The following is a 10,351-nucleotide window of genomic DNA, read 5'->3' on the forward strand; positions in this document are numbered from 1 at the left end:
TTTAAAATACAAAACGCCCGATGAAGTACATCGAGCGTTTTAGTTAAAAAGTGTCAACCCATATCAGGACGGGTCACTCTATTGTGAAGAACAACGCTTAAAAGTCTTCTAGATATTCATCTAAATACTCTTCTTCTTCGATGTTAACTTCTTCTACCGTTTCAACTTCTGCTTTAAAGTTTTGACGTTGGATATAAACATCGCGAGTTAGAATATATGGATCCGGCGACGAGTCTAGCTGCGCTTCTTGCGGTACTAATAAAGCACGCTTCTCCATTCCTTCAAACGCCCACTTACCCAAACTCGCCCAGAAGTTGAGATAAGAGAGGGGTAAATACGTACTATCTACGGTATCTGTCACTTCACGTAAGGTATACGGACCATAACCTGGAACCATGAAGTAAGGACCATTTCCAACACCATAGTGGCCTACTGCATCACTGAACGCTTTCTCGTCGTACTTCGTAATACCCGCGGCACTTGCAATATCGAATAAACCGAAAATACCGAACGTCGAGTTAATCCAAAAACGGTTAAAGTGGTCCACGGCTTTCGTACCATTACCCATGATTAAGTTATTAACCATGCTTGCTGGCTCATCTAAGTTCGATAAGAAGTTAGCAATACCAGAACGAATAGGAACTGGCGTGTATTCTACATACGCAAGTGATACAGGACGAACCAAATACGGATCTAAATATTCGTAGTTGAGTTCCCACATGGTTCGGTTAAAGCCTTCCAACGGGTCATACACATCAGAAGTCGTTTGATTTGTTTCTTGTCCTGTTACTGCTTCATCAGGCGCACTTGAACAGCCAACCAGTCCAACGGCTAACAGCAACAAGAAGGTAGATTTACCCTTGTTATACATTTTATTTTCCATAACGACTATTAATGTACCTAAGTCACCCCGATTAACCATAGTACGTATGTTGAGCAGGATACATAGTAAAGATGACTCAGATATGGGAATAAATAAAGGCCAGCAATCGCTGGCCTTCGGTATTCTACTCGATCGTTTAGAGTCATACCACTAAAGGCAACTGACTCTACCTCGTTGTCATGTTTCAGAGACAGATGTTAACAATTAATACTGCTGATCAATGGTCACTTCTACTGGTGCGCCAAATTCAACGACGTCACTTTCTCCGTGCCAATCTTGATCACGCGTTGCTACGTTACCGTCAGAATCTACACGCACACGGACGATTAGCTTATCGAGTGAAGATAACTTTTGCCCTTGCATCATGGCATTGCCATCATCTAATACGACTGTGCGAGGGAAAGTACCTAGCGGATAACGAGCAGCAGCCACAGGCATTGGAGAGCCATCTGAACGATGTACTGACACAATCAGAACTGCGTTTGGATCCAACTGAGCATTTGGTGTCACATTAATTGTCACAGCTACACTCTTATCCGGTGAAACCGCTTCGCCCATTTGCTTACGAGCACTCTCAATACTGCGTGACAACATCTCGTAGCGGCTATCTTCTGGACCAATCATTTGCTGCATGATTCCCCAATACTTGATGGCTGCCGGGAAGTCTTGACGCTCAAACGCATCGAACGCTAACAAAGAAAACACACGCAGGTCGACATAGTCTTGCTGCATCAGCTTGCCGAGTAATGAGCGAGCCGTCGCTTGATCCATTTCCTCTTGAGACAGCATCAGAGCTTGTGCATAACCCAACATCACATCAGGATCTTTGGGCTCTAGGCGGTATGATTTTTCCATCGCATCGATAGCTGTGGTGACATCACGATTTGCTAACGCAATACGACCTAGCAGTAACCAACCTGTCGAGTCTTCCGGCTGGTAATGTAAGCGAGTTCGAAGGGCAAGGGTCAAATCCGCCATTTCATCGTCACTCAGCGGCTCAGAAGAAGCCGACATCAGCTTTTTCGATAACTCAGGTAGATTTGCAGACACTTCTTGCCATTGAACAATATCGTCTGACGCGCCAAATTTATAATACAAACCATAGCTCAGCACCACCGTCAGAATTACCGATGGAACTAAAACCGCGATTGGAGAAACCTTGGTTTCTTTTTGCGCTCTATCACCAGGGATATCGTCAAGCAGTGATTGCTTTAGATCAGAAATCAGTTCGTCTTCACTTTCAACCAGACCTTCGTCAGTTTCTTCTGCAAGCTCAGATAGTCGGTCTTTATAAAATGCCTTGTTGAGCTCATCGCGTAACACATCATCATTGTTCGCTTTTTGTTTAAGCAGCGGCAAAGCCACCAGCGCACAAGCAATAAGCGTGAGAGCAACGGTGGAAATCCAAAATAGTGTCATTACTTCTTATCTCCGTTGTTCTCTTCTTCAAGCAATGCTTTTAAACGAGCTTCTTTTTGCTCATCCCATTGCTCGTCACTGCTCGCTTTTGCCTTAACTTTAGATTTACGGCTACGCAGTACAATCAAACCAAAACCACCCAGTACTACAGCGAGTGGCCCTAGCCACAAAATCGCAGTCGCGACCGTAAATGGTGGGTTGTAAGTCACGAAGTTACCGTAACGGGCGATCATGTAATCAACAATCTCATCTTTGGACTTACCTTCTTTGGTCATTTCGTACACCTTATGGCGTAAGTCCTGAGCAAGTTCAGCGTTAGAATCCGAGATCGTGTTGTTCTGACATTTAGGGCAACGGAGCGTATGGCTTAACTCTTTGAACTGCTGTTCTTGTTCCAAATTATCAAACTCGTACACTTCAATGGCCGCATGAGCAGCAAGAGATAATGTCATCGCAGCAAAAACGGCAAGAATTAGCTTTCTCATTGCTTCGCCTCCTCAACCAATTTGTTGTAAAGCGGCTCCAGTGTTTCTGACCAATTACGTGGGTTTACATCCCCTACATGGCGATAGCGAATCACACCATTTGCATCAATAATGAATGTTTCTGGAGCACCATAAACGCCAAGGTCAAGGCCAAGCATACCACTGCCATCAAATAGGCTGATCAAGTACGGGTTGCCGAGATCATTCAGCCAACCTATTGCTTTATTACGATCATCTTTGTAATTCATACCGATGATCTTAACGCCCTTACCCGCCAATTCGTTTAGGTATTTATGCTCTGCATAACACGTTGGGCACCACGTTGCCCAAACGTTCAAGAGCAACGGTTCACCTTTAAAAATTGATTGGTCGTACTGTTTTCCAGGCTCAGCCAGGTCTTCTAAATGAAATTCAGGAACTGGCTTGCCAACCAAAACCGACTCCAATTTAGTTGGATCATCGCCCTCTTGGTTACGCATTAATTGGGTTGCGAAAATGCCCGCTAGAATCATGAAAGCGACAAGCGGAATAAATAAGATTTTCTTATTCATGTTATGCCTCCTGCTCTTTTGACTTCGCGTTTTTCTTCGGCGATTTACGGAAGCGGTAGCGTTTATCAGAAATCGCTAGTGCGCCGCCTAATGCCATAATCAAAGAGCCAGCCCAAATCCAACGAACGAACGGTTTATAGTAAATACGAACAGCCCAAGATCGGTTGTCGTCTAAACGTTCACCCATTGCAATGTATAGGTCGCGGCTAATACCACGGTCAATGGCTGCTTCAGTCATCATAGACTTAGCCGTACGGTAGAAGCGCTTCTCTGCGTGAAGCGTATTCACGTATTTGCCATTGTGTGTGATCTCAAAGTCTGCGATGTAGCCATCGTAGTTTGGACCATCTTTATCACGCAAGCCTGAGAAATAGAAATCATAGCCTTGAATTTGGAAGTGTTCACCAGGTGCTAAACGTACATCACGCTCGATGCTGTAGTTCTGTACCATCGCAATACCGATAACAGATACCGCCAGACCAACATGACCCAACATCATTGCCCAGTGGCTACGTTGCAGCTTGCGAACACCTTCACTAAAGCTATGACGGTGCGTTGCGCGCTCGTACAGTTCAAAGCCATGCATCGCAATAATCCAAATCGCCATCACCCAACCAATGTAAGCCATGGTTGAGAAGAAATCGGCAAACAGGTACACGCATAGCGCGGCCAAGGCGAAAGCAAGCACACCTGAAACGAGCATTGGCTTCACAAGTTTAGATAAATTGTCTCGCTTCCAACGAATAAGAGGGCCAATACCAAGCAGGAAAGCAAATGGCATCATTAACCACGCAAATAGCATGTCAAAGAATGGCGCACCGATAGAGACCGACCCCAAACCAAGCTGCTTGTGTACGAGCGGCAACAGTGTCCCCACTAACACCACAACAAGAGCGGCGATAAGTAATACGTTGTTGGCTAAGAGCGCATTTTCACGTGAGACTAAGTCGAAGTTACCTCGTACACGCACTGCTGCCCCTTTTACGGCAAACAGCAATAAAGAGCCGCCGATAACGAAAACGAGGAAGCCTAGAATAAACATACCGCGCGACGGGTCAGACGCGAACGCGTGCACCGATACTAAAATACCGGAACGGACTAAGAAGGTGCCCAACAAACTCAACGAAAATGCAGAGATTGCCAATAGTACCGTCCACGCTTTAAATGTGCCGCGTTTTTCTGTCACGGCAAGAGAGTGCATTAATGCGGTACCCGCTAACCAAGGCATGAATGATGCGTTTTCTACTGGGTCCCAGAACCACCAGCCACCCCAGCCAAGTTCGTAGTAAGCCCACCAAGAACCTAGTGCGATACCAAGTGTTAAGAATACCCAGGCTGCGGTTGTCCAAGGACGAGACCAACGAGCCCAAGCCGTATCAAGGCGTCCGGTCATTAGGGATGCGATCGCAAAAGAGAATGCAACCGAGAAACCAACATAGCCCATGTAAAGCATTGGCGGGTGAACAATCAAACCAGGATCTTGAAGCAGAGGGTTCAAGTCACGTCCGTCAACCGGGAAGAACGGTAACGTACGTAGGAATGGGTTTGACGTTAGGATGATAAACAGTAGGAAACCTACTGAGATCATGCCCATAACAGCAAGTACACGTGCAACCGACTCTTGCGGCATACCACGACTAAACGTCGCTACAGCGACAGTCCAAGCAGCTTGGATTAAAACCCATAGCAACAGTGAACCTTCGTGCGCACCCCATACTGCGGTTAAACGGTAGTACCAAGGAAGCTGACTATTCGAGTTGCTCGCTACATACTGTAACGTGAAGTCGTTGGTATAAAATCCCCAACATAAAATGGCGAAAGAGAACAACAGCATCAGGAACATAGACCAAGATAGCGGTCGCGCTGTGTTCATGAGCATGGTGTTATTATTCGATGCTCCCCACAATGGCAATACGCTCAACAGCACAGCCATTGCAAGCGAAAGAATGAGAGCAAAGTGACCGATTTCAGCAATCATTGGCCGCTTCCTTGTTTCTGTTCGGTGCTGTATTGAAGCGGTTCATGCGTTTTCTTCATCGCTTCTGCAATTTCTGGTGGCATGTATTCTTCATCGTGCTTCGCTAGGACCTCAAATGCCTCAACTGTCGTGGCATCTTTCAGTACACCTTGAGCAACAATACCCTGCCCTTCGCGGAACAAGTCAGGAAGAATACCGTCATAGGTAATCGTCACTTTCGGACCGACATCGTGCAGGTCAAAACTCACTTTCAAAGAATTAGGATCTCGACGAACTGAGCCCACAACCACCATTCCACCGATACGCAGACGCTGGCCTACTTCTGGCTTGGTGCCATCTGGCTTACCATTAACCAATTCCGTTGGAGTGTAGAAAAGGTCCATATTTTGGTTAAGCGCATAAAGTATCAAACCAATGGTGGCACTAATACCGATAAAGATCGCTAGTACAATACCTAGCCTCTTTTTACGTCTCGGGTTCATAAGGTGTTCTCCATGTTCTTCGCTGCGTCGATACGAGCTTGACGGTCAATTTTTGCTTTCACTTCTTTCAATAATGCATCACCGCGGCGAAGGCTAGTGATCAGAAGAATCAGCATGGATAAGAAAGTAATACCAAACGCACTCCATACGTATGATGCGTAGCCACCCATGGCAAAAAAGTCGCTCAGCGATTCAAAATGCATAATCAGTTACCTCACTGAGTTTGTTCTGTTGCGAGTTTGCGCACCCAGGGGCGGTGACTTTCTTTACTGATGATTTCGTTACGAAAACGGACCATCGTCACGGCACCAAAGAAGAACGCAAAGCCAAAGATGTTCAGCAATAACGGCCAAAGCATGTCGGATGAAATAGAAGGTTGTTCAAATTTCGTGATCGTCGCACCTTGATGAAGCGTGTTCCACCATTCCACGGAAAAGTGAATGATAGGTAGGTTTACTACGCCTACGATCGCTAAAATACCAGCAGCTTTTGCGGCGGTTTTTTGATCGTCAAACGCATGGTAAAGCGCAATCACACCAAGGTAGAGAAATAGAAGAATCAATTCAGATGTAAGACGGGCATCCCATACCCACCAAGTGCCCCACATAGGCTTGCCCCAAACAGCACCTGTAAGTAGAGCAATAAAAGTAAATACTGCACCAATCGGAGCCATCGCAAGTGCCGCCATATCAGATAGGCGAACTTGCCATACTAGGCCAATAAATGCAGCGATCGCCATCGACATATAAACGCCCATAGACCAAATAGCTGATGGGACATGAATGTAGATGATTCGGAAACTGTCACCTTGTTGGTAATCTGAAGGCGCAAATGCAAGCCCCCAAACCGTACCAACCGATAAGCATACGAGGGCCAATACAGAAAACCAAGGCAGAAACTTACCACTCAAACGATAAGCTGCTTCTGGCTTGGCATAAGGATGTAGCCATTTCCACATGTTTTGTTCTCACTCTTACTTCAGGGACACTGTCTAAAGGGTTGAGACCGTAGCAGTGCTTTAATAATAATTCTTTGATCAAGCGCCGCTTCATTGGCACTTTATTGAGTTAGTTGACACTAACTCGTAATGCGGCACTGATGGCAAAAGGCGTTAATGTCATCGCCCCCATTAGCATCGCACCTAAAATCGCTAGTTGACCGTTATACGCCATACCGAGTGCGGCAGCATCAATTGCCGATGTTGCGAAAATCAAAATTGGGATGTAGAGCGGAAGAATAAGCAAACTCAAAAGAACGCCACCCTTTTGCAACCCAACAGTCAACGCCACACCAATGGCGCCAATAAAACTTAGTGTTGGTGTACCGATCATCAAGGTTAATACAACCGATAGCCAAGTATTGAAGTCGAGCGAAAGTAAAACCGCCAATAATGGGCTAATTAAAATCAGAGGTAACCCTGTTAACAACCAATGTGCTATGACCTTTGAAACCACTACAAGTTGCAATGGAATCGGCATTAGCATCATTTGTTCTAGTGCACCGTCTTGAAAATCATCACGAAATAGACGCTCTAATGATAATAAGGCGGACAGCAATGCGGCAACCCAAACGATGCCCGCTGCAATACGTGCTAACAAATTAGGTTCTGGTCCAATACTCAAAGGAAAGAGAGTAATGACAATAATAAAGAACCACAGCGGGTTTAGAATGTCTGCCTGACGGCGAAATGCGATTAGGAGCTCACGACGAATGATGGTGGTCATCGAGGAAATCATATCAGTCACCCAGCTTTATTTTTCTAAGTTTCGGGCTGTCCGCAAACATATCTTGATGCGTCGTCAACACAACAATACCGCCATTATCAGCATGACTTGCGAACAAAGATTCAAGCACCTTGACGCCTTGCTTATCAATGGCAGTCAACGGCTCATCTAAAATCCATAAAATTTGCTTACTGAGCCATAACCTTGCCAATGCGACTCGTCGTTGCTGACCTGCGGAAAGTTGTGCTACAGGCACATCTTCTCGACCAGCTAATCCTACTTGAGTCAAAGCGATAAAGATTTCTTCGTCTGAAGAGCGATTATTTTGAATAGATTGATAAAAACGTAAGTTTTCTAATGCGGTAAGCTCTCGTTTCACTCCTGTTTGATGTCCTAAGAAAAGCAGATCTTGATGGAAAACATCACGAGATTTTTCAACCTCTTCGCCTTTCCATTTAATTACACCTTCTTCTCTATCACCTAACCCTGTCACAATCCGTAGCAATGTAGTTTTACCAGTACCATTACGCCCTTCGATCTGGACCAATTCACCAGGCTTAATTTCAAACTGCAGGTTTTCAAACAGAACCCTTTCATCACGGATTGCTGTCAGGTTAGACACTTCTAACATAGAGCTTCAACTAAAAAATGAACGAGCTGCTATATTAGCACACCTTAGTTATGACAAAACAGGATAAGAGGGCTAGGTTACATGTAAGTTCATGTATTTTTGTTAATTAATCATCACACTTTAATAAAATTAACTATAAGTAGTTATAAGCGCTCATTTTGAATTTGAGAGGCCAGAGCTAAGAGCAAGAACGACTGAAGGTTATCTAGGGTTGTATTGAAGAAGAGCATTAGCGGCTAAAAACAAAAAAAGAGGCGTAATAACGCCTCTTTTTTATCGCTTGATAACCTTTAGCGTCGACGACGTCCACGCGTTGGATATTCTGCATCATCTGATGGCTGACCACTTAATGGTGGAATCTTCTCTTTCCCCGCCAGTTTCTTCTGCAGTGAAAGCATCAACTCAGCTTCGGCTTTTGGTAGTTCGCACTCTTCAATCAGCTCGTTGATATCAGCGCCAAGCTGTACCATTTTAGAAGCGCGACTGTACAAGCGACCATCAGTATCAGCGTGTTCGAGTTCGCGAATTCTCTCGTTTAAGTGCTGAATAATGTCTTGTTGCTCCGTCACTTTTTGTCCAAGACCAACGACAACCGAGCGCACTTCGAGTAACTGCTTACTCAACTTTTGCACTTCTTTATCTGCGTGTCGAGATTGAGATCGTTGTTGGTCTAACTGCTTTTGTAACCCCGAGCGAATCCGCAGTTGCAAAACAACCAATACTAACACGATAAAAGCGACGCCACCCGCAAGGAATGGAGCAGATAAAAGAGTCTCTTCAGCCATCATCATTCAGCCATTAAAGGTGAGCCATCTCGTCCCACTCGTCATCTGTTAGCAGCTTGTTCAAATCCACAAGGATAAGAAGCTTGCCGTCACGGTTGCTCACACCCTGGATGAACTTCGCACTCTCGTCGGTACCAACTGAAGGCGTCGTATCAATTTCAGAAGAACGCAGATAAACGACTTCTGCCACGCTATCGACTAAGATACCAATCACTTGACGCTCAGACTCGATCACTATAATACGAGTGTTGTCGGTGACTTCGCCTTCCATCAGGCCAAAACGTGAACGTGTATCGATAACAGTAACTACATTACCGCGTAGGTTGATGATACCAAGTACATAATCTGGTGCACCTGGAACAGGGGCAATTTCAGTATAACGAAGTACTTCACGAACTTGCATTACGTTGATGCCGTACGTTTCTTCTTCTAGCTGGAACGTCACCCACTGAAGAACTTCGTCATTCGATGCATCTTTCTTCACTTCTACTTCAAAAGCTTGAGACATAGTTAATCCTCGTTAATGTCGTTCCCGACTTAAATCTAATTCAGTGATTTGACATCTAAACCGGCGTTTAGCATGTCAATGAGCGCCTGGACATGAATTAAGGCACACATTTTTTCTTTTACCATGCCCGCTAGCCAAGGGCGTTTACCCGCCTGCTCACGCCAGCGAACCTTGTCGATATTAAGCGTTTCAGTCCCCATTAATTGGTTACTGGCCAACCCCCACATGCTCTCACCAAGCATGACGACATATTGGTAGTTATCTTTATAGCTATCATCACGAAGCTTATCTGCCATCACCCATTTCGCGGTATCGACGACATCAAACTGTTGCTCGCGATTTGTTTGTAGCCCCAAATACCAGGCGGGTTTTCCTATCAAATGGTTAAGCTCGCTAATGCGATGAATACCACCTAACTCATCAAGAGGTACAGCAAACGTGACACCATTCACATCAAAGTAAAGAACTTGGAAGTCCTCACTTCGCTTCGTGCTTTCCCAGACCGTTGGTATATCGGAATCTGCTTGTGTTTCGAGTTCAGTATCGACGTTCGATTCTATATTGATACTTTGTTCGATCACTGCGTGAGGTTCATCCACCTCTGGTTGAGCTTCCTCAAAAACTGGCTCATCAATCACCCAGTCCTGTATTTCCTCAACACCCTGAAGCTCAGGCACCTCACTAAAGGTTTGTACCTCAGGCTCAGCCGCTTTTATCTCTGCTGCAATATCAATCGTATTTTGTTCAAGAATACTATCAATATCCAACTCAGCCACTGGGTTGCTTGCTTCAAGCTGACTTAATAGCCTTTGAACATCTTCCAGGTTTGGAGCTTCCAACTCTGGCGGATATGTTTCTTGAAACTGGTACGTTTCTGGCTCCGAGTATTGTAGCTGTAATTCTGG

General features: G+C 45.2%; 13 protein-coding genes. All 13 read right to left on the minus strand.

The window, feature by feature from the left end:
- Positions 1-97: 97 nt before the first annotated feature.
- Complete coding sequence (locus tag R7O12_RS19895) at positions 98-871, minus strand: VacJ family lipoprotein (RefSeq protein WP_005380523.1); 774 nt, start codon at positions 869-871, stop codon at positions 98-100.
- Positions 872-1,087: 216 nt separating this feature from the next.
- Positions 1,088-2,302, minus strand: a complete 1,215-nt coding sequence (gene ccmI / locus R7O12_RS19900; protein WP_318126297.1) for a c-type cytochrome biogenesis protein CcmI — start codon at positions 2,300-2,302, stop codon at positions 1,088-1,090.
- The gene (locus tag R7O12_RS19905) at positions 2,302-2,787 is read right to left on the minus strand and encodes a cytochrome c-type biogenesis protein (protein WP_005380519.1); all 486 of its coding nucleotides are present in this window, start codon (positions 2,785-2,787) and stop codon (positions 2,302-2,304) included. Before R7O12_RS19905 ends, ccmI begins: the two co-directional genes overlap by 1 nt.
- The gene (locus tag R7O12_RS19910; protein WP_005380518.1) at positions 2,784-3,338 is read right to left on the minus strand and encodes a DsbE family thiol:disulfide interchange protein; all 555 of its coding nucleotides are present in this window, start codon (positions 3,336-3,338) and stop codon (positions 2,784-2,786) included. The genes R7O12_RS19905 and R7O12_RS19910 overlap by 4 nt, the downstream gene beginning before the upstream one ends.
- Position 3,339: 1 nt before the next feature.
- The gene (locus tag R7O12_RS19915; RefSeq protein ID WP_064354224.1) at positions 3,340-5,316 is read right to left on the minus strand and encodes a heme lyase CcmF/NrfE family subunit; all 1,977 of its coding nucleotides are present in this window, start codon (positions 5,314-5,316) and stop codon (positions 3,340-3,342) included.
- Positions 5,313-5,798, minus strand: a complete 486-nt coding sequence (gene ccmE / locus R7O12_RS19920) for a cytochrome c maturation protein CcmE (protein ID WP_005380516.1) — start codon at positions 5,796-5,798, stop codon at positions 5,313-5,315. Before ccmE ends, R7O12_RS19915 begins: the two co-directional genes overlap by 4 nt.
- A complete protein-coding gene (gene ccmD, locus R7O12_RS19925) occupies positions 5,795-6,001 on the minus strand; it encodes a heme exporter protein CcmD (RefSeq protein ID WP_005380515.1) in 207 nt (68 codons plus the stop codon). The genes ccmE and ccmD overlap by 4 nt, the downstream gene beginning before the upstream one ends.
- A gap of 11 nt (positions 6,002-6,012) precedes the next feature.
- Complete coding sequence (locus R7O12_RS19930) at positions 6,013-6,756, minus strand: heme ABC transporter permease (RefSeq protein ID WP_005380513.1); 744 nt, start codon at positions 6,754-6,756, stop codon at positions 6,013-6,015.
- Between the two features lie 109 nt (positions 6,757-6,865).
- Positions 6,866-7,534 carry a heme exporter protein CcmB gene (gene ccmB / locus R7O12_RS19935; RefSeq protein ID WP_005380512.1) on the minus strand — a complete coding sequence of 223 codons (669 nt, stop codon included), beginning with the start codon at positions 7,532-7,534 and terminating at the stop codon, positions 6,866-6,868.
- Position 7,535: 1 nt separating this feature from the next.
- Positions 7,536-8,153 (minus strand): cytochrome c biogenesis heme-transporting ATPase CcmA, encoded by a 618-nt coding sequence (gene ccmA, locus R7O12_RS19940; protein ID WP_005380511.1) that lies wholly within the window; start codon positions 8,151-8,153, stop codon positions 7,536-7,538.
- A 290-nt stretch (positions 8,154-8,443) separates the two neighbouring features.
- The gene (locus R7O12_RS19945; protein ID WP_213868031.1) at positions 8,444-8,938 is read right to left on the minus strand and encodes a DUF2802 domain-containing protein; all 495 of its coding nucleotides are present in this window, start codon (positions 8,936-8,938) and stop codon (positions 8,444-8,446) included.
- Positions 8,939-8,951: 13 nt separating this feature from the next.
- A complete protein-coding gene (locus R7O12_RS19950; RefSeq protein WP_005380507.1) occupies positions 8,952-9,446 on the minus strand; it encodes a chemotaxis protein CheW in 495 nt (164 codons plus the stop codon).
- Positions 9,447-9,481: 35 nt separating this feature from the next.
- On the minus strand, positions 9,482-10,351 hold an 870-nt coding region (locus R7O12_RS19955), incomplete at its 5' end, for a chemotaxis protein CheW (protein WP_248393831.1).

The sequence above is a fragment of the Vibrio sp. Vb1574 genome (genome assembly GCF_033338675.1).